Annotated in this window: 19 protein-coding genes; 6 read left to right on the forward strand and 13 right to left on the reverse strand. The window is 72.3% G+C overall.

Annotated elements, in window-relative coordinates; all coding sequences use genetic code 11:
* Nucleotides 1-61 precede the first annotated feature (61 nt).
* The 3 genes from AB0J69_RS26525 to AB0J69_RS26535 form a co-directional block, all read right to left on the reverse strand.
* A complete protein-coding gene (locus AB0J69_RS26525; RefSeq protein ID WP_364122396.1) occupies nt 62-379 on the reverse strand; it encodes a DUF3817 domain-containing protein in 318 nt (105 codons plus the stop codon).
* Nucleotides 380-417: 38 nt separating this feature from the next.
* Entirely contained in the window at nt 418-984 is a 567-nt protein-coding gene (locus AB0J69_RS26530; RefSeq protein ID WP_364122398.1) for a histidine phosphatase family protein, read from the reverse strand.
* Nucleotides 985-1,101: 117 nt separating this feature from the next.
* Nucleotides 1,102-1,839: an enoyl-CoA hydratase/isomerase family protein gene (locus AB0J69_RS26535; RefSeq protein WP_364122400.1), complete on the reverse strand. Its 738-nt coding sequence runs from the start codon at nt 1,837-1,839 to the stop codon at nt 1,102-1,104.
* 97 nt (nt 1,840-1,936) lie between these two features.
* Here AB0J69_RS26535 and AB0J69_RS26540 point away from each other — a divergent pair, with 97 nt between their 5' ends.
* From AB0J69_RS26540 to sigJ, 3 genes are all read left to right on the forward strand, one after another.
* A complete protein-coding gene (locus AB0J69_RS26540) occupies nt 1,937-3,517 on the forward strand; it encodes an AMP-binding protein (protein WP_364122401.1) in 1,581 nt (526 codons plus the stop codon).
* A gap of 57 nt (nt 3,518-3,574) precedes the next feature.
* Nucleotides 3,575-4,963, forward strand: a complete 1,389-nt coding sequence (locus AB0J69_RS26545; protein ID WP_364122402.1) for an amino acid permease — start codon at nt 3,575-3,577, stop codon at nt 4,961-4,963.
* Between the two features lie 124 nt (nt 4,964-5,087).
* On the forward strand, nt 5,088-5,975 hold the full coding sequence (gene sigJ, locus AB0J69_RS26550; RefSeq protein ID WP_364122404.1) for an RNA polymerase sigma factor SigJ: 888 nt from the start codon (nt 5,088-5,090) through the stop codon (nt 5,973-5,975).
* A 9-nt stretch (nt 5,976-5,984) separates the two neighbouring features.
* Here sigJ and AB0J69_RS26555 read toward each other — a convergent pair whose 3' ends face one another.
* Nucleotides 5,985-6,563: an XRE family transcriptional regulator gene (locus AB0J69_RS26555; RefSeq protein ID WP_364122406.1), complete on the reverse strand. Its 579-nt coding sequence runs from the start codon at nt 6,561-6,563 to the stop codon at nt 5,985-5,987.
* 95 nt (nt 6,564-6,658) lie between these two features.
* On the opposite strand from AB0J69_RS26555, the gene AB0J69_RS26560 reads away from it, so the two are divergent.
* Nucleotides 6,659-8,239, forward strand: coding sequence for a bifunctional NAD(P)/FAD-dependent oxidoreductase/class I SAM-dependent methyltransferase (locus AB0J69_RS26560; protein ID WP_364122408.1), 1,581 nt, complete (start codon nt 6,659-6,661; stop codon nt 8,237-8,239).
* A 14-nt stretch (nt 8,240-8,253) separates the two neighbouring features.
* Here AB0J69_RS26560 and manA read toward each other — a convergent pair whose 3' ends face one another.
* Nucleotides 8,254-9,459: a mannose-6-phosphate isomerase, class I gene (gene manA / locus AB0J69_RS26565; RefSeq protein WP_364122410.1), complete on the reverse strand. Its 1,206-nt coding sequence runs from the start codon at nt 9,457-9,459 to the stop codon at nt 8,254-8,256.
* Between the two features lie 149 nt (nt 9,460-9,608).
* On the opposite strand from manA, the gene AB0J69_RS26570 reads away from it, so the two are divergent.
* Together AB0J69_RS26570 and AB0J69_RS26575 are read left to right on the forward strand one after the other, a co-directional pair.
* Complete coding sequence (locus AB0J69_RS26570; protein WP_364122412.1) at nt 9,609-10,235, forward strand: helix-turn-helix domain-containing protein; 627 nt, start codon at nt 9,609-9,611, stop codon at nt 10,233-10,235.
* 17 nt (nt 10,236-10,252) lie between these two features.
* Entirely contained in the window at nt 10,253-11,152 is a 900-nt protein-coding gene (locus AB0J69_RS26575) for an ABC transporter ATP-binding protein (protein WP_364122414.1), read from the forward strand.
* A gap of 26 nt (nt 11,153-11,178) precedes the next feature.
* Here AB0J69_RS26575 and AB0J69_RS26580 read toward each other — a convergent pair whose 3' ends face one another.
* The 8 genes from AB0J69_RS26580 to AB0J69_RS26615 form a co-directional block, all read right to left on the reverse strand.
* Nucleotides 11,179-12,402 (reverse strand): cytochrome P450, encoded by a 1,224-nt coding sequence (locus AB0J69_RS26580; protein ID WP_364122416.1) that lies wholly within the window; start codon nt 12,400-12,402, stop codon nt 11,179-11,181.
* A 3-nt stretch (nt 12,403-12,405) separates the two neighbouring features.
* Entirely contained in the window at nt 12,406-13,530 is a 1,125-nt protein-coding gene (locus AB0J69_RS26585) for an FAD-binding oxidoreductase (RefSeq protein ID WP_364122418.1), read from the reverse strand.
* 8 nt (nt 13,531-13,538) lie between these two features.
* The gene (locus AB0J69_RS26590; RefSeq protein WP_364122420.1) at nt 13,539-14,465 is read right to left on the reverse strand and encodes a hypothetical protein; all 927 of its coding nucleotides are present in this window, start codon (nt 14,463-14,465) and stop codon (nt 13,539-13,541) included.
* Between the two features lie 71 nt (nt 14,466-14,536).
* Nucleotides 14,537-15,520 (reverse strand): hypothetical protein, encoded by a 984-nt coding sequence (locus AB0J69_RS26595; protein ID WP_364122422.1) that lies wholly within the window; start codon nt 15,518-15,520, stop codon nt 14,537-14,539.
* 69 nt (nt 15,521-15,589) lie between these two features.
* A complete protein-coding gene (locus AB0J69_RS26600; RefSeq protein WP_364122424.1) occupies nt 15,590-17,014 on the reverse strand; it encodes an RICIN domain-containing protein in 1,425 nt (474 codons plus the stop codon).
* 26 nt (nt 17,015-17,040) lie between these two features.
* A complete protein-coding gene (locus AB0J69_RS26605) occupies nt 17,041-17,862 on the reverse strand; it encodes a carbohydrate ABC transporter permease (protein ID WP_364122426.1) in 822 nt (273 codons plus the stop codon).
* Nucleotides 17,859-18,857 (reverse strand): sugar ABC transporter permease, encoded by a 999-nt coding sequence (locus AB0J69_RS26610; RefSeq protein WP_364122428.1) that lies wholly within the window; start codon nt 18,855-18,857, stop codon nt 17,859-17,861. The genes AB0J69_RS26605 and AB0J69_RS26610 overlap by 4 nt, the downstream gene beginning before the upstream one ends.
* Entirely contained in the window at nt 18,854-20,143 is a 1,290-nt protein-coding gene (locus AB0J69_RS26615; protein WP_364122430.1) for an extracellular solute-binding protein, read from the reverse strand. Before AB0J69_RS26615 ends, AB0J69_RS26610 begins: the two co-directional genes overlap by 4 nt.
* Between the last annotated feature and the right edge of the window lie 40 nt (nt 20,144-20,183).

Consider the following 20,183-nt stretch of genomic DNA (forward strand, 5'->3'; position numbering starts at 1 on the left):
CAGGGCCCGGCGAGCAGGGCCCGGCGAGCAGGGCCAGGCGAGCAGGGCCAGGCGAGCAGGGTCAGGCGAGCTGCCCGGCCGCCGTGCGCGCCGCCATCCGGCGTTCGAACCACAGCGAGGTGAACGGCGGCACCGCGCACGCCAGGCCGAGCACCACCGCGCCCCGGCTCCAGCCCGCCTCCCGCGCGGAGAGCAACACCCCGGCCACGTAGAGCACGAACAGCGCCCCGTGGATCGGGCCGAACACCTTCACCCCGAGCTCGCCGGTGGCGACCACGTACTTGAAGAACATCCCGACCAGCAGACCCGCCCACGAGCAAGCCTCGGCCACCGCCACGACCCGGAACCAGCGCAGCACGCTCCACCCTTTCCTCGACACCGCGCGTTACTCTACAGCCTGTAGAGGACAGGGGTGTGTCACGCTTGCCGGCCGGGGCCCGTCCAGCCGTCCGGCAGGTGGTAGGTCCAGCCCGGCCGCCAGTCGAACGGCGCGTCGACCAGGTCGCCGAGCGGCACGCCGTGCAGGAGGTGCTGGAGGGCCCAGCGGTTGGCCGAATGCGCGATCAGCAGCACCTTCCCGCCGTCCCACGTGACCGCGAGCTCGGTGAGGAAGTCGCTCGTCTGGTTCACCACGTCCTGGTAGCTCTGACCGCCGGGCCAGGGCTCGCCGATGTGCCGGCCACGGCGCTTCTCCAGGAGGCTCACGGGCATGCCGTCGAGCTCGCCGTAGTGACACTCGCGCAGCCGCCGGTCCCGCAGGAGAGGGATCCCCGAGCCGCCGAAGGCGATCTCCGCGGTCTGTACGGCGCGGCGCAGGTCGGAGCTGAAGACGGCGGCCAGCCCGTCGTGGCGACGGCGCTCGCCGAGCTCCGCGGCCAGCGCGCGGCCCCGCTCCGACAACTCGCCGGGCAGCCAGCCGCTCGCGATGCCCGACTCGTTGTGGTCGCTGATCGAGTGCGTCTCGTAAACGATCTCCACTGCCATCGGCTCTCCTGGGTCGTCGGATCCCCCGGCCCGGTCGCGTCTCCCGGTCGGCGGGGAACGCGGGCGGGACGTCCGCCGGATCCGGCCCGGGTGGGGGCGAAGCGGGGTAAGACGGGTTCAGGGGCGGCGCAGGGAGGCGAGGTAGCCGCGCAGGGTCGCGAACGTGCGCTCGGAGCTCCAGATCTCCTGCACCAGCGGATCGTCCGAGGCCCGCGCGGCGTCGATGCGCTCGCGGGCGGGCCGGTGGAGCTGGTGCTTGGCGAGGGCGTACACGTCGGGCGGCGCGGCGCGGAGTCCTTCCGCGTGCCGCAGCGCCGCGGCGAGCAGCAGGCCGGGCTCGGCGACCTCGTGCACCAGGCCGATCGAGCGGGCCTGGTCGGGAGCCAGCCGCCCGGCCCCGAGCACCAGCGCGTCCAGCGCCGGGCCGACGGCGTGGCGCATGATCTCCAGCGGCACCGTGGGGAAGGGCACGCCCGCGGCCAGTTCGGTGAGGCCGATGGTGCCGCCCGACATCAGCCGCAGGTCGCAGGCCGCCGCCAGCACGCACCCGCCCGCCAGGGCGTGCCCGTTCACGGCGGCGACGACCGGCTTCGGATGCTCGAACACGGCCAGCGCCGCGACGCTCAGCGCCGGCAGGAACTCCTCGACATAGCGCGGCCCGCCCTCGAAGATCCGCTTCAGGTCCACGCCGGCCGAGAACGACCGCCCGCTGCCGGTCAGCACGACGGCGCGGGCGTCGGCGACGGCGGCCAGGGTCTCGGGGACGGCGGTGAGGAGCTCCAGGTCCAGCGCGTTCACCGGCCCGTGGTTCAGGGTCAGGACGGCGATGCCGTCGTGGTCGGCCGTCTCGATCATCCGGCAAGCCTTCCGTACGCGCCTCTGGCTCGAACGCCCTGTCACGCACCAATATGGCCTGAAGGTGATCCACCACGATAGGGGTGATGAACCGCACATGAGTGCGAACCACGTACACCAGCTGCCCGGCCTGTCGTACGAGCCCCTGACGCCCACGAGCTTCCTCGCCCGGTCGGCGGCCGTGTTCGGGCCCCGGCTCGCGGTCGTGGACGGCGGGCTGTCGCTCACGTACGCCGAGCTGTGGGAGCGGGCGCGGCGGCTGGCCGGCGCGCTGGCCGCGGCCGGGGTGCGGCCGGGGGACCGGGTCGCGGTGCTGGCCGCCAACGGGCACCTGCTGCTGGAGGCCACCTTCGGCGTGCCGGCGGCCGGCGCGGTGCTGGTGCCGATGAACATCCGCCTGTCCGCCCGCGAGCTGGCCTACATCCTCGGCCACGCCGAGGTGTCGGTGCTGCTGCACGACGACGACCTGGCGGAGCTCGCCCAGGAGGCGGCGCGCGGGAGCGGGGCCGCGCCGCGGCTGGTGCCCGCCACCGGGTACGAGGCGCTGGTGGCCGCCGCCGAGCCGCTGCTGGTGCCGGTGGCGGACGAGCTGTCGCCGCTGTCGATCAACTACACGAGCGGCACGACGGGACGCCCCAAGGGCGTCGTCTACCACCACCGGGGCGCCTACCTCCAGGCGCTGGCCATGGCGCTGCACACCAGGCTGGAGACCGCGAGCAGCTACCTGTGGACGCTGCCGATGTTCCACTGCCACGGGTGGTGCTTCCCCTGGGCGGTGACGCTGGCCGGCGCCCGGCACGTCTGCCTGCCCAGGGTGGAGCCCGGCGAGGCGTGGCGGCTGATCCGCGCCCACCGCGTCACCCACCTGTGCGGCGCGCCGACCGTGCTGACGTCGTTGCTGGCCCATCGCGACGCCCCCACCGCCGCCCTCGACCCGCGGCTGCTCGCCTGCGTGGGCGGCGCGCCGCCGAGCCCCGCGCTGCTGGGCCGGGCACTGCAGGCCGGGATCGACGTGATCCACCTGTACGGGCTCACCGAGACCTACGGCCCCGCCGTGATCTGCCAGCCCCAGCCCGAGTGGCGCGGCCTGGACGTCGAGGAGTCGGCCGCCCTGACCGCCCGCCAGGGTGTGGGCAACGTGATCGCCCAGCGGATCCGGGTCGTCGCCGAGGACGGCGGCGACGTGCCGGCCGACGCCGCCACGGTCGGCGAGATCGCGGTACGCGGCAACGACGTGATGGTGGGTTACCACCGCGACCCGGCCGCCACGGAGAAGGCCGCCCCCGACGGCTGGTTCCGCACCGGCGACCTGGGGGTGGTCCACCCGGACGGCTACGTGCAGGTCGTCGACCGCGCCAAGGACGTGATCATCTCCGGCGGCGAGAACATCGCCTCGGTCGAGGTGGAGAACGCGCTGGTCAGCCATCCGGCCGTGGCGGAGGCCGCGGTCGTCGCCCGGCCGCACCCGCACTGGGGCGAGGAGCCCGTCGCGTACGTCAGCCTGGCCGCCGGCTCGGCCGCCACCGAGGCCGAGCTCATCGAGCACGTACGCGCCCGCCTGGCGCACTTCAAGGCACCCAAGGCGGTGTTCTTCGGGGAGCTGCCGAAGACCTCGACCGGGAAGATCCAGAAGAACGTGCTCCGGGAAAGGGCCGCCTCACCTGGGCATCCGGGTTAGGAGGCGGCCAGGAGGGAAGGTCGCACCCACGGAGTAGACATCGGCAGTGGGGGCGTCATGGTCACTTCGCGAGGCGTGTTCAGGCGCAAGCCGGTGGAGCAGATCGCCACCGAGCACGAGGGCGAGCTGTCCAGGTCGCTCGGGCTGTGGCAGCTCACCGCCATCGGGGTGGGCGGCATCATCGGGGCGGGCATCTTCGCCCTGGCGGGCGCGGTCGCCAACGAGACCGCCGGGCCGGCGGTGCTCGTGTCGTTCCTCATCGCCGGGGTGGCCAGCGCCGCCGCGGCGCTGTCGTACGCCGAGTTCGCCGGCCTGATCCCGAAGGCCGGATCCGCCTACACCTACGGCTACGCGGTCCTGGGCGAGATCGTCGGCTGGTTCATCGGCTGGGACCTGCTGCTGGAGTACACCGCGATCGTCGCGGTGGTGGCCATCGGCATCTCCGGCTATTTCGGCTTCCTCGTCCAGCAACTCGGCCTGACGCTGCCCGAGTGGATGCTCGGCGCGCCCGGCACGGGTGAGGGGCGCGTGGTCGACCTGTTCGCGGTGGTGCTCTGCCTGCTCATCGCCTACCTGCTGAACCTCGGCATCCGGGCCGCCGCCAGGTTCGAGACGTTCGTGGTGGCCATCAAGGTCGCGGTCGTGCTGCTGGTGATCGTGGTCGGCTTCTTCCACATCAACACCGCCAACTACACGCCGTTCTTCCCGTTCGGGCTCGGCGGGGCGATCACGGGCGCGGCCACGGTGTTCTTCGCGGTGTTCGGCTACGACGCGATGAGCACCGCGGCGGAGGAGTCGCGGGACGCGCAGCGGCACATGCCCAGGGCGATCATCTACTCGCTGGTCATCTCCATGATCCTGTACGTGCTGGCCACGCTCGTCCTCACCGGCATGCAGAACTACCGGGAGATCGACCCGGAGAGCGGTTTCTCCTCGGCCTTCGCCTCGGTGGGGCTGTCGGGGCTGGCGACGGTCATCGCGGTGGGGGCCATCGTGGGGATCCTCACCGTCATGTTCACGTTCATGCTGGGCGTCACCCGGGTCTGGTTCTCCATGAGCCGTGACGGGCTGCTGCCGGCGTGGTTCGCCAAGCTGCACCCGGTGCGGCGGGTGCCCTCGCGGGTCACCTGGATCGTGGGCGCCGCGTCGGCGCTGATCGCCGGGTTCCTGCCCATCCGGGAGGCGGCCGAGCTGACGAACATCGGGATCCTGCTGGCGTTCGTGGTCGTGTGCGTGGCGGTGATCGTGCTGCGGTACCAGCAGCCCGACCTGCCCCGCTCGTTCCGCACGCCCTGGATGCCGGTCGTCCCGGCCGTCGGGGTGGTCTTCTCGATCTGGCTGATCACCTTCCTCGACCCGGTGACGTGGCTGCGCTTCGCCGTCTGGTTCCTGATCGGGCTGGTCGTCTACTTCGCCTACTCCAAGCGGCACTCCGTGCTGGAGTGAACGGCCCCTCGTTCCGGCCCGTCACATCGGCCCGTCACATCGGCCCGTCACATCGGCCCGTCACATCGGCCCGCCCGGATACGTCAGTGCAGTGAAGGACTGCGACAATCAGGGTTGGGACACGATGAACGAACACGATTTCCTGGCCGGCCGCTTCGAGGAGCACCGGGGCCACCTGAAGGCGGTGGCCTACCGGATGCTGGGCTCGCTCAGCGAGGCCGAGGACGCGGTACAGGAGGCGTGGCTGCGGCTCAGCCGGGCCGACGCCGACGGCGTGGACAACCTGGGCGGCTGGCTCACCACGGTCGTCGGCCGGGTGTGCCTCGACATGCTGCGCACCCGCACCTCCCGCCGCGAGGAGCCGCTGGCCACACACCTGCCCGACCCGGTGGTCACCCGTGAAGGCGCCGCCGACCCGGAGCAGGCGGCGCTGGTGGCCGACTCGGTGGGGCTGGCGCTGCTGGTGGTGCTGGAGTCGCTCACGCCGACCGAGCGGCTGGCGTTCGTGCTGCACGACATGTTCGCGGTGCCGTTCGAGGAGATCGCGCCGCTCGTGGGCCGCTCACCGGCCGCTGCCAGGCAGCTCGCCAGCCGGGCCCGGCGGCGGGTACGCGGTGCGGCGCCGGTGCCCGACCCCGACCTGTCCCGGCAGCGGAAGGTCGTCGAGGCGTTCATCGCGGCCGCGCACCAGGGCGACTTCGGCGCTCTGGTGGCCGTGCTCGACCCCGACGTGGTGCTGCGCGCCGACCAGGGCGCGGTGCTCGCGGGCGGCTGGACCGAGATCCGCGGCGCGGCGAACGTGGCCGGCCAGGCGCTGGCCTTCCGCAGCCAGTCGCCGTCCACCGGTCATCACGCGCTGGTCAACGGTATGGCCGGGGTGATCAACACGGTGAACGGCAAGCCGTCGGCGGTCATGAGCTTCACGATCTCCAACGGGCTCATCGTGGCCATCGACATCCTGGCCGATCCGGAGCGCCTGGCCCGGCTCGACCTGACCGACCTCACCGGCTGAGGCGCCGGGTCACTTGGCGGCGGGGCGGGCGCGTACGTGCATGCGCTCGCCCTGCGGCCCGAACAGCGCCAGCACCTCGCTGGGCTCGTCGTCCGGGTTGATGAACGCGTGCGGCGTCCGCGTGTCGAACTCGGCCACCTCGCTCGCCTCCAGGATCACCTCGTGCTTGCCGAGCAGCAGGCGCAGCCGGCCCGACAGTACGTACAGCCATTCGTAGCCCTCGTGGACCTGCTGCTCCGGCTCGTAGCCCGGCCAGTGCGGCGGGTAGATCTGCTTGAACGCCTGCATGCCGCCGGGCCGGCGGCTCAGCGGGACGTAGGTCATGCCGAAGCGCTTGGTCGGCCGCATGTGCACGCGCGGGTCGCCGGTCACGGGGGCGTCGATCAGCTCGTCGAGCTGGACCTGGTGGGCCCTGGCCAGCAGGAGCAGCAGCTCCAGGGTGGGCTTGCGCCCGCCCGACTCCAGCCGCGACAGGGTGCTGACCGAGATGCCGGTGCTCTTGGAGAGCTGCGCCAGCGTCGTGCCCCGCTCCTGCCGCAGCGCCCGCAGCCGCGGGCCCACCGATTGCAGCACGTCATCGAGTTCCATGCGTCCTAGATTGCCATTTCGGCAAGGAAATTTGTCAAATTGTCGGGCTGTCGCCGACAGTGACGCGGTACCTGACGAAGGATGGGAGCCGCGACATGGACGCGACATACGACGTGGTGGTGATCGGTGGCGGGGCCGCCGGGCTGAGCGGGGCGCTCACGCTGGGCCGGGCACGGCGCAAGGTGCTGGTGGTGGACTCGGGGCAGCCGCGCAACGCCCCGGCGGAGGGTGTCCACGTCTACCTGGGGCGCGAGGGCGTGCCGCCGCAGGAGCTGCTGGCCACCGGCCGCGCGGAGGTGGCCGCGTACGGCGGGCAGATCGTGACGGGCACCGTCACGGAGGTGGAGCGGCTCGCCGACGGGCGCTTCCGCGTCGTCCTGGCGGACGGCTCCGCGACCGAGGCGGACCGGCTGCTGGTGACCACCGGCCTGGTCGACGAGCTGCCGCCGGTGCGGGGGCTGGCCGAGCGGTGGGGCCGGGAGGTGCTGCACTGCCCGTACTGCCACGGCTGGGAGGTACGCGACCAGGCCATCGGCATCCTGGCCACCGGCGCGATCGCCGCGCACCAGGCCCTGATGTGGCGCCAGTGGAGCGACGACGTGACGCTCTTCCTGCACACCGCGCCCGAACCCGCGGAGGAGACGCGCAGGCAGCTCGCCGCCAGAGGTGTGAAACTGGTCACGGGCGAGGTGACCGAGCTCGTGCTGGACGGCGACCGGCTCACCGGCGTGCGGCTGGCCGACGGCCGGGAGGTCCCCTGCCAGGCCGTCGCCGTGGCCGCCCGCCTGACCGCCCGGACCGAGATGCTCAAGGGCATCGGCCTGGAGCCGGCCGATCAGGAGATGGGCGGCGAGGTCATCGGCACCCACATCCCCGTCGACCCCATGGGGAAGACCGGAGTGCCGGGCGTGTGGGCGGCGGGCAACGTGACCAACCCGTTCGACCAGGTCATCGGCTCGGCGGCGGCGGGCGTGCGGGCCGGCGCCGCCATCAACCTCGACCTGATCATGCAGGAGGCCGCGGCGGCCGCGGGGGCCGCCGCTGCGGCCGACGGGCCGGTCTCCGAGGAGGACTTCTGGGACGCCCGCTACGGGCAGCGCGAGCGCATGTTCAGCGGCGACCCCAACGCCGTGCTCGTCCGCGAGGTCTCCGACCTGCCGCCGGGGCGGGCGCTGGACCTGGGCTGCGGTGAGGGCGGCGACGCGGTGTGGCTGGCCGCCCGGGGCTGGCGGGTGACCGGCGCCGACATCTCCGGCGTCGCCCTCGGCCGGGCCGCCCGGCTCGCCGAGGAGGCGGGCGTGGCGGACCGGATCGACTGGCAGCGGCACGACCTCGGCGTGTCCTTCCCCGAGGGCTCCTACGACCTCGTCTCCGCCTGCTTCCTGCACTCTCCGGGGGCCATGCCGCGCGAGAAGATCCTGCGCACCGCCGCGTCGGCCGTCGCGCCGGGCGGGGTGCTGCTGGTCGCGGGGCACGCGGGCTGGCCGTCGTGGGAGCACGACCCCATGCCCGGCGTGCACTTCCCGACGCCGCAGGAGGTGTTCGACTCGCTGGAGCCGGCGGAGGGGGAGTGGGAGGTGCTGCGCAGCGAGGAGCACGAGCGCGCCCAGAACGCCCCCGACGGGCGGCCGGGCACCCGCACGGACAACGTGCTCATGATCCGGCGCCTGCGGTAGAGCCTCGAAGAGATCTACATTGTAAAGGCGCCCGGCCGGGCACAATAAGTGGTGCCCTTCCCGAAGAACGGCGTCGAGGCGACGGCCGCGGGGATGAACGCGGACTGCCCCGGTCGCAGCGTCAGGTCGTCCCCGAGGTGCGCCTCGCCGTCGACGCAGAGCACGATCTGCGGCACGCCGCCGGGCAGCGAGCGCGGGCCCTCCCCGGTCAGCTCGTGGCGGGTGAGGGCGAACTCGGGGGCGGGCGGCCGGTAGTCGTACGTGCCGGAGCCGTCCGCGACCGGCTCGACCAGGAACGGGTCGGACGGCGCGAAGTCCACGACGCGCATGAGCTCGGGCACGTCCACGTGCTTGGAGGTGAGCCCGCAGCGCAGCACGTTGTCGGAGTTGGCCATGATCTCGACGCCGATGCCGCCGAGGTAGGCGTGCGGGACGCCGGCGCCGAGGTAGAGAGCCTGGCCGGGGCGCAGGTTGACGTGGTGCAGCAGGAGGGCGGCCACCAGGCCGGGGTCGCCCGGGTAGGCGCGGGCGATGGCGCCGTAGACGGCGAGGTCGTCGTCGGAGGTGGTGAGCAGGGCCCGCTCCACCTCCTCGCGCAGGGGCCGCGCGGCGTCGTCGAGCATCGCGGCGAACACCGTGCGGACGGCGTGCGCGGGCTCCTCCGTCCTGAGCGTGCCGATCCAGGGCCGCAGGCCGGCCAGCGCGAGCCGGTCGAGCAGGTCCGCGGTGGCGGCGGGCGCGCGGAAGCCGCAGAGCCCGTGGAAGGGGGTGATAGCGCAGACCATCTCGGGCTTGTGGGAGGCGTCCTTGTACGTGCGGGCGAAGTCGTCCAGCGGGATCCCACGGGCCGTCTCGTCGGCGTATCCCGCCTCCGCCTGCTCGGTCGTGGGATGCACCTGGAGGGAGAGCGGGCGCTCGATGGCCAGGACCTTGAACAGGTAGGGGAGCTGGGGGCCGAACCGGGCGGCGACGGGCTCGCCGAGGGTGGAGGCGGGGTCACGGGCGATGAGCTCGTTCAGCGGGATGCCGCCGGCGGTCGAGGGGGCGCCGGGGTGGGCGCCCATCCAGAGTTCGGCCTGCGGCTCCCCGGTCGGCTCCGTGCCGAACAGCCGGGGCAGTGCGGTGACCGAGCCCCAGTCGTAGGGGCGGATGGTGGTGGCCAGGCGCATGGGCGCGGCGGCCGCCGGCCGGGTGGCCGGTGACAGGTCGGGCTGTGGCACGGCGTTGGCTCCAATCGTCGTCCCTGGAGCGTAGAACGCGGCGGGCGCGTGCGCGCAGCCGGGGCGTCAGGTTGGACATGGCGCTATACGCAGGTATAGTCTGCTTTTCGCACGGATAGTTAGCTATACGGTTGAACAGGAGGGGTGAAGTGACGACGACCGTACCGGATCCCGAGGACCTGACGGCTCGTGCCCGGATCCGGGACGCGGCGCTGCGGCACTTCGGCGAGCACGGTTTCGAGCGGGCCACGATCCGCGGGATCGCGGAGACCGCGGGCGTGTCGCTGGGCCTGGTGCGCCATCATTTCGGCTCCAAGCAGGCGTTGCGCGAGGCGTGCGACGAACACCTGATGAAGACGATGCACGGGTTGCACGAGGCGGCCGCGACCCGGTCGATGGGCGGCGGCCTCAACCCGGTCACCGCCATGGGGCCCTACCGGCGTTACCTGGCGCGGGCGCTGGCGGAGGGGTGGGCGGCGCCGTTCTTCGACGAGATGGTGCGGATCGGCGAGCAGTGGCTGACCGAGACGGACAAGAGCCGGCCGGATCCCCCCGACGTCGACGCGCGGTCGCGCGCCGCGGTGTTCGCCGCGATGGCGCTGTCGCCGTCGGTCCTGGCGCAGCACATCGAGCGGAGTCTGGGCACGGGGCTGGACACCCCGGAGGGCCAGGACAAGCTGCTGCGGGTGCTGCTGGACGTCTACTCCCACCCCGTGCTGAGCCTGGAGGAGGCCGCCGAGGCCCGGGCCGCCCTCGACCGGGGGCGACGCTCATGAACTGGAGGAGCACCACCATGATCGACGCCATCACCGTCTCCGGGCTGACGAAGTCGTTCGGGCGGACCAGGGCGCTGGACGGGCTCGACCTCACCGTGCGCGCGGGCGAGGTGCACGGCTTCCTCGGCCCGAACGGCGCCGGCAAGAGCACCACCGTCCGGGTCCTGCTGGGCCTGGTGCGGGCCGACGCGGGCAGCGCGCGGCTGCTGGGCGGCGACCCGTGGGCGCAGGCGAGCGAGCTGCACGGCCGCCTGGCCTACGTTCCCGGCGACGTGACGCTGTGGCCCGACCTGTCCGGCGGCGAGGCCATCGACCTGCTCGGACGGCTGCGCGGCGGCCTGGACCGGCGGCGCAGGGCCGAGCTGCTGGAGCGGTTCGACCTGGACCCGCGCAAGAAGGGGCGGGCCTACTCCAAGGGCAACCGGCAGAAGGTGGCGCTGGTCGCGGCGCTGGCCTCCGACGTGGAGCTGCTGATCCTGGACGAGCCGACCTCCGGCCTCGACCCGCTGATGGAGGAGGTGTTCAGGGACTGCGTCAGGGAGGAGCGGCGCCGCGGCGACCGTACGGTGCTGCTGTCGAGCCACATCCTGGCCGAGGTCGAGGCCCTGTGCGACCGGGTGACGATCATCCGTGACGGCCGGACGGTGGAGACGGGCACGCTGGCCGAGCTGCGGCACCTGACGCGCACCTCGATCGAGGCCGAGCTCGCCGCACCCGTGCCCGCCGCCCGGCTGGCGGACCTGCCGGGCGTGCACGACCTGAGCGCGGACGGCGGGCGGGTGCGGTTCACGGTGGACACGACGGCCCTGGACCCGGTGCTGCGCCGGCTCGCGGACGCGGGCGTGCGCGGCCTGGTCAGCCGGCCGCCGACGCTGGAGGAGCTGTTCCTGCGCCACTACGAGCGCGGCGCCGGCTGACGGCGGCTGACGGCGGCTGGCAGCGGCTAACGGGGCGACGAGCGCGGGCCGAGCAGGACGGGCATCGTGCGGGTGCTGTTGCCCAGCAGGGTGTCCAGCGGCGGCAGCTCCTCCAGCGGTCTGGCCAGCCTCATGTCCCGGAACGCCTCGAACAGCGCCCGCAGCGCGATCTCGCCCTCCAGCCGGGCCAGCGGCGCGCCGAGGCAGAAGTGCGGCCCGTGGCCGAACGCCAGGTGCGTGTTCTGCTCGCGGGTGAGGTCGAAGCGGTCGGCGTCGTCGCCGTACTGGCCGGGGTCGCGCCCGGCGGAGGCGAAGCAGGCCAGCACGGGCTCGCCGCTGGAAAGGTGCACGCCGTCGATCTCGACGTCGCGTACCGCGTAGCGCATCGGGAAGTACGCGATCGGCGAGTCCCAGCGCAGCGTCTCCTCCACCGCCGCGCTGTAGGGGCACTGCCCCGAACGCAGCAGGTCGAGCTGGCCCGGCTGGCTGAGCAGCGCGCCGATGCCGTTGGTGATCAGGTTGACGGTCGTCACGTGGCCGGCGATGAACAGCAGCTCGATGGTGGCGAACAGCTCGTCCTCCGACAGCCGCCCGCCGTCCCGCTCGTGCAGCTCGAACAGGTCGGTGATGAGGTCCTCGCCGGGGCTCCCGCGGCGCTCGTCGATGATCTGGTCGAGCAGCTCGCGCAGCTCCTTGCGCAGGTCGGGCGAGTCCTCCAGGCCGCCGACCTGGGCCACGGCGTCGGTGAGGCGGTGCAGCTCGTCCTGGTGGGCGGGCGGGATGCCGATCAGCTCGGAGATGACCTCGCGCGGCAGCGGGTAGGCGAACTCCAGGCGCAGGTCCACCGGCTCGCCGGGCGGCATCGCGGCCAGCCGGTCGATCAGCCGGGCGGTGAGCTCCTCGATGCGCGGGCGCAGGCCGTTCAGCCGGCGTTGCGAGAACGCGGCGGTCAGCGGCATGCGGAGCCGGCGGTGGCGCTCACCCTCGGCGTTGAGCATGGACGTGTCGGTGACGATGCGGTCGATGGCCGTGCCCGGGGGCATGGTGTGGCGCGCGTTCCAGTGGTGCAGCTCCCTGGACATGTCCGGATGGGTCAGGACGGTCAGCAGGGTCGCGTACTGGGTGGCGGCCCAGGCGGACACGCCCTCCGCGGTCACGGGCACGAGCGCGCCGGCCTTGCGCAGCAGCTCGTTGTCGGCGTGCAGGTCGCTGGTGGCCGGGTTGAGGACGAAGCGGTTGTCGTCGGTCATGGTTCATCCCGTCCGTCGTGGGCTGAGTGCCAGCGCGGTCACGTCCATGCCGGGGTCCTGGTCGAGGTAGAGGTCGCGGACCAGCTCGCCGGCGGCGGGCGCGTTGCACAGGCCGTGGCCGGAGAAGCCGGTCGCGTACAGGAAGGCTGGCGGTCCGGGCTGGTGGCCGATGAAGGCGGTCTTGTCGGGGCTGGCGTCGCGCAGGCCGGTCACGGCGGTGTGCAGCGCGACGCCTGCCAGGCTCGGGTACGTCTCGGCGAGCCGTAGCGCCACGTCGCGGCGCCAGGACTCGCGGTCGGGACCCGGGTAACCCATGCCGATGAGCAGCCGGTCGCCGCGCAGCCGGATCAGCAGGCCGCTGGCGGCGTGCAGGGTGACCGGGATGTCGGGCGTGGCCGGCGGCAGCGGGTCGGTGGTGAGCAGCTCCTGCTCGATCGGCTCGGTCAGCGGCAGGTCCACGCCGGCGCAGCGGACGAGCGAGGCCGACCAGGCGCCGGCGGCGCACACGATGGCGTCGGCGGAGATCTCCCCGTCGGCGGTCTGGACGCGACCGGCCTCCGGGTCGATGGCGGTGACGGGGCAGCCGGTGCGCAGCGCCGCCCCCGCCTGCTCGGCCGCCCGGGCGTAGGCGGTGACGATGGCCGAGGTGTCGGAGATGTAGGCGTCGGGCGAGTACGCGGCCGCCAGCAGCGGGAGGTCGCCGATGAGCGGGTTGCGCTCCCTGGCCTCCTCGGCGCTGATGAGGCCGACGTCCACCCCGGCGGCGTGCTGGGCGGACAGGTCGGCCTCGAACGCGGCCACCTGCTCCGGCTCGGTGAACAGCACCAGGTAGCCGACCTGCCGCAGCGGCAGCTCGGTGCCCGGCCTGCTGGGAAAGGCCCGGTAGGCGTCGAGGCTGCGTACGGCCAGGGCCGAGCTGACCGGGTTGCCGGCGAAGTACGAGCGCACCACGTCGGCGGTGGCGCGGGAGGCGCCGGAGCCGAGCGTGCCGCGCTCCAGCAGTGTCACGTCGACCCCGGCCTCGGCCAGGTGGAAGGCGATCGACAGCCCGATGACGCCGCCGCCGATCACCACCACCCTGGAGCCGGTCGCGGCACCGCTCATACCGCCGCTCGTGCCGCGACTCATACCGCTGCTCATACTGGGACCTGCAGTCGGCGCAGGTGCTCGCCCGCCTGCCACGGGAACAGGTGCAGGTTCCAGCCGCCGAGGCAGTTGCAGTAGAGCGCCATGTGGGCCATGATCGCGATGAAGTCCTGGTGGCTGTTGAGCCGCTCCAGCCCCGACAGCAGCCGCTGCGTGAAGTCCCACAGCCGGTCCAGCCCGCAGTAGCCGAGGAACTCGGCGGGAGTGTGGGCGAGCTGCCGGGTCATCTGGCGCAGCCACGGCATGGGCATGCCGTCGAGGGCGGCGCGGACGAGGCCGCCGTAGCAGCTGTAGCCGAGCGGGCGGGTCTCGCCGTTGACGAACAGCAGCGTGGTCAGCACCGTCTCGTAGCTGCCGGCGCCCGAGGGGATGCGGCCCTCGTGCAGGTTGAGCAGCTCCTGCGGCGGGTCGAGCCAGATGCGCTTGGTCTCGGCGTGCACCTCGGCGACGAGCTGGTTGAGCTCGGGGTCGCCGATGGGCAGGCGGGGCAGCTCGTGGCCGCCGGTCTCGCCGGCGCGGCGTACCTCGGCGATGACGGGCTGCTTGGTGGTGTAGACGGAGTTCCACACCTCGCGGCCGGCCTGGGTGAGCGCGTCGAGGTCCTCCTCGAGGACCTGGCCGATCGGGGTGGCGGTCATGGGTTCGGTCAGCTCGCCGTACTTGATGCCGAGGTGCTGCAGCCGGGAGCAGAACAGGGTGCCGTCGGGCACCGTGCGCCGGTCCACCTTGAACTGGGCGTCGGTGTGCAGCAACGAGTGCACCGGGGCGACGTGGTACAGGTGATAACCGGCGACCAGGGCGTGTCCTTGCAGGCTGCGGTAGGGCAGCGCGTCCCACAGGCACTGGGCCAGGGCGGGGTTGCGCTGGTCGAGTTCGGCGGCCACGGTGATGTCGAGTTCGGGCCAGGCTATTTCCACACGCTTAGTATCGTTCACGGTACGTCACTCTATAAGCACGCACAGTGATGATCGTCATGGGGGCGCGCTGTTTACCGGGACATGACCTCACCGGGGCCGGAGGCTGCCGGGGCGCGATCTTCGCCCCAGATGGAGGATTCGTCCACGTACGGCCGGATCAGCGCGCTGAGCTCGGGGTCGGCCCGCCCGTTCAGCTCGTCCGAGGCGATCTTCCTGGCCACCCCCGCCATCACGTCGGCGACCTGCACCCGCTCGTCCAGGAACGAGTCGACCAGCCGCAGCCCGGCCATCCGGCCGCCGAGGATCTCCCGCATCTGCGCCACGCGCTCGTCGGTCAGCGTGGTCTGCCTGTCGTGCACGACCGAGACGGGCTCGCCGCCCGCGCCCCAGGAGGTGACGGCCTGGACGATGGCGGGGATGAGCGGGTCGAGCGCGGGGAAGACGTACGGGTCGGACAGCAGCCGCGCCCGGAAGGTCGCCACCCGCGGCCGGGCCCGCCACAGCGAGTCCATGATCTCGCCCGCCGGCCCACCGACCTCGCGCAGCTCGTCGACCAGGCCGAAGGTCTCCTCGACCGACGTGGTGACCCCCTGGCCGTTCTTGGCCCGCAGCAGGTAGTTGAAGGAGTCGAGGAAGGCCGCCCACCGCTCGGCGCCGAACGCCCGCGGGCCCTCCCGGTAGAGCGTGACGGCGGTGGCCCTGGCGTGCGGGTCGAGCCCGATGCGCGGCGCGTGGTCCTCCTCCAGCAGGCCGGCGATCTTGCCCGCGGCGTAGAAGGTCTTGTCGGTCAGGAACACCCGCACGTTGCCGAGCACGGGGCCGTGCGGCCCGAGCAGCCAGAGCAGCGCCGCCCGGTGCTTGCCGCGCAGGACGTGGCCCGCGCAGTATTCGTTGGCCGGGGTGGGCGCCCGCTCGCGCAGCTCGCCGATGCAGTCGGCCGCGGCCGCGGCGGTCATCAGCACGCTGGCGTGGGCGAAGACGTCGGTGTTGCCGCCGACGAGCTTCTCGCCCTCCGCGCCGGACTCGTCGCAGGCGATCTCACGGAGCTCCGACACGCTAGCGAATCTAGCCGGGGCCCGGCCCGCCCGCGAGGCAATTTCCCCCGGTACGGGCGGGCCGGCGCGCTACAGCGGGGTCCGGGTGAACTGCTGGTTCTGCCCGGAGTTGCACGGATACTGCGTGAACTGCACGTCGTTGGCGGTGGACGAGCTGGGCAGGTCCGCGCACTTGCCCGAGTGCCTGGCCACCAGCCGCAGGTAGCCGCCGCCGGCGTCCTGCAGGGTCCACTGCTGGTTGGCGCCCGTGCCGCAGCCGTACTGCTGCAGCCCGGCGCCGTCGGCGGTGCTGACGCCGTCGACGTCCAGGCACCTGCCGGAGTGGCGGGCGACGATCTGCACGTGGCCGCCGCTGATCGACTGGATCCGCCACTGCTGGTTGGTGCCGCTTCCGCAGGTGTACTGGATGACGGCGGTCAGGTTGGCGGTGGAGCCGTTGCGCACGTCGGCGCACTTGCCCGAGTGCCGCACGGTCAGCCGGTCGTAGCCGGAGCCGGTCGCGGTGATCGTGCCGGCGGCGGCGTCGACGGTGAGCTGCCGCGCGTACGACAGGCTCATGGCCGTGTTGCCGGTGAACTGGATCGGCAGCCACACGTAGCGCGAGTCGTTGACCGGCCCGCCCCACGCGCCCGCCCACCGGTCGCCCAGGTACAGGTACGACGTGCCGGAGGTGCCCTGCACCGGCAGCACGTACGCCGGCTGGGAGCCGAACGTCAGCGAGTCGCCGGCGTTCTGCCACGCGCTCCAGGGGCCGGTGATGCTGGTGGCGGTGGCGTACTTGGCCTGGTTGGGCTGCCAGCCGGTGGCGCCGGAGGTGAGCAGGAAGTACACGCCGTTGCGCTTGAACATCGCCGGCGCCTCGCGATGGTCGCCGTCCCACATGCGCGCCAGCGTGGCCACGTCGGTGTAGTCGGCGCTGAGCCGGTAGACGTGCAGGTCGTAGTTCTCGTCGGCGGCCGAGATCATGTAGCCGGTGCCGTCGGTGTCGACGAACGCGGTGATGTCGCGCGACATGTGGCCGAGCGGCCGGAAGCTGCGCAGGTAGGTGTAGGCGCCGTCCACGGTGTTCGACACGGCCACGGCCGCCCGCGCCTCGCCGTAGTCGCGGCCGTTCTCCTTGTGCATCCACATGACGAACTGGCCGGTGGCGGCGTTGTGGATGACCTTGGGCCGCTCGATGTTGGCGACCTGCAGCTCGGCGGCGCTGGACTGGGTCAGCACGTGGTTGCGGAACTCCCAGGTGCGCAGGTCGGAGGAGCGGTAGGCGGAGACGTAGCGGAAGGTGCCGTCGGCGTTGCGGTTCTCCCCGAACCAGTAGTAGTACGAGCCGACCTTGAGCACGCCGCCGCCGTGGGCGTGCAGCTGGTTGCCCGAGGTGTCGGTGAACTGGGCGCCGACCGGCACCGTGACGGGGGCCGCCGCCCGCGCGGGCAGGGCGGGCAGGAGCGCGAGGAAGAGCGCGGCCAGGAGGCATAAGACGCGCGTGCGGGACATGGGGGTGCTCCTCTCTGCTGAGGTGATCAGCCCTTGATGCCGGAGAGCAGGACGCCCCTGACGATCCACCGCTGCGCGATGAGGAAGAGGGCGACCAGGGGCAGGATGGCCACCAGCGCGCCGGCGAACAGCGCCGGCAGGTTGACCGCCTGCTGGTTGAGGTTGGTCGACAGCGCCACCTGCACCGTCCAGAACTCCGGGTCCTGGCCGATGACCAGCGGCCACAGGAAGGCGTTCCAGTGCTCGATGAAGGACAGGATGCCGAGCGAGGCGAACAGCGCGCCGGAGTTCGGCAGCGCCAGGCGCCCGTACAGGCCGAGGTGGCCCAGGCCGTCCACCCGGCCCGCGTCCTCCAGCTCGCGAGGGAAGCGCAGGTAGAAGGCGCGGAACAGGAGCACGGCGAACGCGCTGAACAGCCCCGGGACGATCAGCCCCCACATCGTGTTGACCCCGCCCATGGAGCCGACCACGACGAACGTCGGGATGAACGTGGCCGCGCCCGGCACCATCATCGTGGCGATGATGAAGAAGAACACCGGGCGGGCGGCCGCCACGGGGATGCGGGCCAGCGCGTACCCGGCCATCGAGGCCAGCAGCGTGGACAGCGGCGCGGAGATGGCCGCGATCAGCGTCGAGTTCCACAGGGCGTGCGCCAGCGGCACCGCCTCGTTGCCGAACGCGTCGGCGAACCCCTGGAAGCTGACCGTCTCGGGCCACCAGTGCCAGTCGAGCGAGCCGAGCTCCCGCCTGCTCATCAGCGCGTTGCGCAGGAGCAGGTAGAACGGCAGCAGGAACGGCACCGCGAAGACGATCACGGCCGCGTACGACCCCAGACGCCGCCCCCTCATCGCCCCTCCTCCTCGGCCGTCCGGCCGAACCCGGCGAAGCGGCCCTGCAGCAGCGTGAACACCACGATCAGCACGGTGATGACGAACGCCCCGGCCGACCCGGCGCCGTAGTTCTGCTCGCCGAGCGCCGTCTGGAACAGGTAGATCAGCGGCGTGCGGCCGTCCGCGCCGCCCAGCCCCGACAGGTTGGAGGCCAGAATGTTGTAGAACTCGTCGAACGCCTGGAACGCGTTGATGATCAGCAGCAGCGTCACCGCCACCGACGTGTTGCGCAACATCGGCCAGGTGATGTGCCGGAACAGCCGGGCCTCCGACTCGGCGCCGTCCACCCTGGCCGCCTCGTAGAGCTGGGCGGGGATCTGCTGGATCCCGGCCAGGAACAGGATCATGTAGAAGCCGGTCTGCAGCCACAGCCGCACGGTGACCAGCACGATCCAGTACAGCGGCGGGTCCACGGTCGCGACCCAGCCGATCGACTCCTCGTAGCCCAGCAGGTACGCCAGGCTGTTGGCGACGCCCGACGGGGTGCCGCTGAACAGGCTCATCTTCCACACCAGCGCGCCCACCACGTACGAGACCGCCGCCGGGATGAAGAACGTGGTCCTGAACAGCGCCCGGCCGCCGCGCAGCCGGTTCACCAGCACCGCCAGGCCCAGCGCCAGCGCGAACGTCACCGGCACGATGAACAGCGTGAACAGCAGGATCGTCACCAGCGACCGGGTGAAGGCGGGATCGCCCAGCAGCCGCCGGTAGTTGTCCAGGCCGTTCCAGTTGCCCAGCGCGATCGTGCCGCGGGCGTCGTTGAAGCTGAGCAGGAGGCCCCAGCCGATGGCCACGTACTTGAACAGGAACAGCCCGGCCACCATCGGCAGCGTGAGCAGCAGGAACGCGCGCCAGGCCGGCCACCGGGCGGCCCGCCGCCCCGCGGCGCGGCGGGGTGGCCCGCCGGTGCCGGGGCGGGCGGGCGCGGCCCCTGCCGTCAAGGGCGTCGTCATAGCACCGGCACCTCGTCCAGGATGTCCTGCGAGCGCTTGGCCGCCTCCGCGAGCGTCTTCTTCGCGTCGGCGCCCTTCTTGACGATCGCCGTGACGGCGTCGGTGTACGGCTGGCGCACCTCGGCCGTCCACAGCGCCGGCTGCTTGATGCCGTGGGCGGCCACGGCGTCCATGACGGTCTTGGCCGGGCCGGTGCTCAGCTTGTCGGCCTGGGCGGCGGCGCTGTTGCGGGGCGGGATGTGGAAGCCGTAGGCCAGGCTCCAGTCGGTCTGCGCGGCGGTGTTCTCCACCCACAGCCAGCGCACGTACTTCTTGGCCGCCTCCAGGTTGCGGCTCTTGCCGTTGACCACCTGCACCCAGCCACCCATGTTGACCACGGCCTGGCCGCCCGGCCCGAACGGCGGCAGCGCGAAGGCGTCGAAGTCGTCGCCCAGCGCCTCGGTCATGCCCGGCACGGCCCACATGCCGACCCACTGCATGGCCGCCGCGCCGTTGATCAGCGCGCCCGGGTCCCACCAGTCGGTGGAGTAGCCCTGCAGCGTGGCCTTGGCGTCGTACAGGTCCTTGACCGCGGTCAGCGCCTCGACCACCTTCGGGTCGTCGTAGGTGATCCTGCGGTCGTCGATCAGCAGGTTGCCGTTCGACCACGGCACCATCTGGCCCAGCGGGCCGACGCCGTCGTTGCCCACGAACAGGCCCTTCTGCTTGCCCTGCGTGAGCTTCCTGGCCGCCGCCGAGAACTCCGCGAAGCTGGTCGGCACGCTCACGCCGGCCTTGGCGAACAGGGACTTGCGGTAGAACACCAGCATCGGGTCCACGATCATGGGGACCGCGTACACCCGGCCGCCCCACGTGTACGGCGCCAGCACCTTGGCGTTGTAGTCGGCCTTCTCCGCGCCCAGCACCTCGTCCAGCGGGGTGACCTGGCCGGCCTTGACCATGTTCGGGCTGACGTCGTTGACCTCGTAGACGTCCGGGCCGTCAGGGGTCAGCACGGCGGCGGTCCACTTGGTGGCGTAGTCGCCGGGGATCCAGGAGACCTTGACCGCGATGTCGGGGTTGGCCTTGGTGAAGTCGGCGGCGTACTTCATGGCCGCCTGCTGCGTGCCCTCCTCGCCGTACTCGTGGTACCAGTGCGTCAGCGTGATCTTCGCCGCTCCGGAGGCGGGGGCGGGGGCGCCGCCCTTGGCCAGCGGGTCTCCGGTGGAGCACGCGGAGACGGCGGCTCCGGCGACGAAGAGCACGGATCCCTTCAGCAGTCCGCGCCGGGTGAGTGGTCTGTTCATCGGGGCCACCTCTCGTGGGGGGAGTGAGTCGGTGCCGATG

Source organism: Nonomuraea sp. NPDC049709 (assembly GCF_040674815.1).
In the GTDB taxonomy this organism is placed as follows: domain Bacteria; phylum Actinomycetota; class Actinomycetes; order Streptosporangiales; family Streptosporangiaceae; genus Nonomuraea.

Bases quoted from the DNA above. Each gene is read 5' to 3' on its own strand.
- AB0J69_RS26530 (WP_364122398.1), bottom strand. From the start codon at position 984: ATGGCAGTGGAGATCGTTTACGAGACGCACTCGATCAGCGACCACAAC.
- AB0J69_RS26535 (WP_364122400.1), bottom strand. From the start codon at position 1,839: ATGATCGAGACGGCCGACCACGACGGCATCGCCGTCCTGACCCTGAAC.
- AB0J69_RS26540 (WP_364122401.1), top strand. From the start codon at position 1,937: ATGAGTGCGAACCACGTACACCAGCTGCCCGGCCTGTCGTACGAGCCC.
- AB0J69_RS26545 (WP_364122402.1), top strand. From the start codon at position 3,575: ATGGTCACTTCGCGAGGCGTGTTCAGGCGCAAGCCGGTGGAGCAGATC.
- sigJ (WP_364122404.1), top strand. From the start codon at position 5,088: ATGAACGAACACGATTTCCTGGCCGGCCGCTTCGAGGAGCACCGGGGC.
- AB0J69_RS26555 (WP_364122406.1), bottom strand. From the start codon at position 6,563: ATGGAACTCGATGACGTGCTGCAATCGGTGGGCCCGCGGCTGCGGGCG.
- AB0J69_RS26560 (WP_364122408.1), top strand. From the start codon at position 6,659: ATGGACGCGACATACGACGTGGTGGTGATCGGTGGCGGGGCCGCCGGG.
- AB0J69_RS26575 (WP_364122414.1), top strand. From the start codon at position 10,253: ATGATCGACGCCATCACCGTCTCCGGGCTGACGAAGTCGTTCGGGCGG.
- AB0J69_RS26580 (WP_364122416.1), bottom strand. From the start codon at position 12,402: ATGACCGACGACAACCGCTTCGTCCTCAACCCGGCCACCAGCGACCTG.
- AB0J69_RS26585 (WP_364122418.1), bottom strand. From the start codon at position 13,530: ATGAGTCGCGGCACGAGCGGCGGTATGAGCGGTGCCGCGACCGGCTCC.
- AB0J69_RS26600 (WP_364122424.1), bottom strand. From the start codon at position 17,014: ATGTCCCGCACGCGCGTCTTATGCCTCCTGGCCGCGCTCTTCCTCGCG.
- AB0J69_RS26605 (WP_364122426.1), bottom strand. From the start codon at position 17,862: ATGAGGGGGCGGCGTCTGGGGTCGTACGCGGCCGTGATCGTCTTCGCG.
- AB0J69_RS26610 (WP_364122428.1), bottom strand. From the start codon at position 18,857: ATGACGACGCCCTTGACGGCAGGGGCCGCGCCCGCCCGCCCCGGCACC.
- AB0J69_RS26615 (WP_364122430.1), bottom strand. From the start codon at position 20,143: ATGAACAGACCACTCACCCGGCGCGGACTGCTGAAGGGATCCGTGCTC.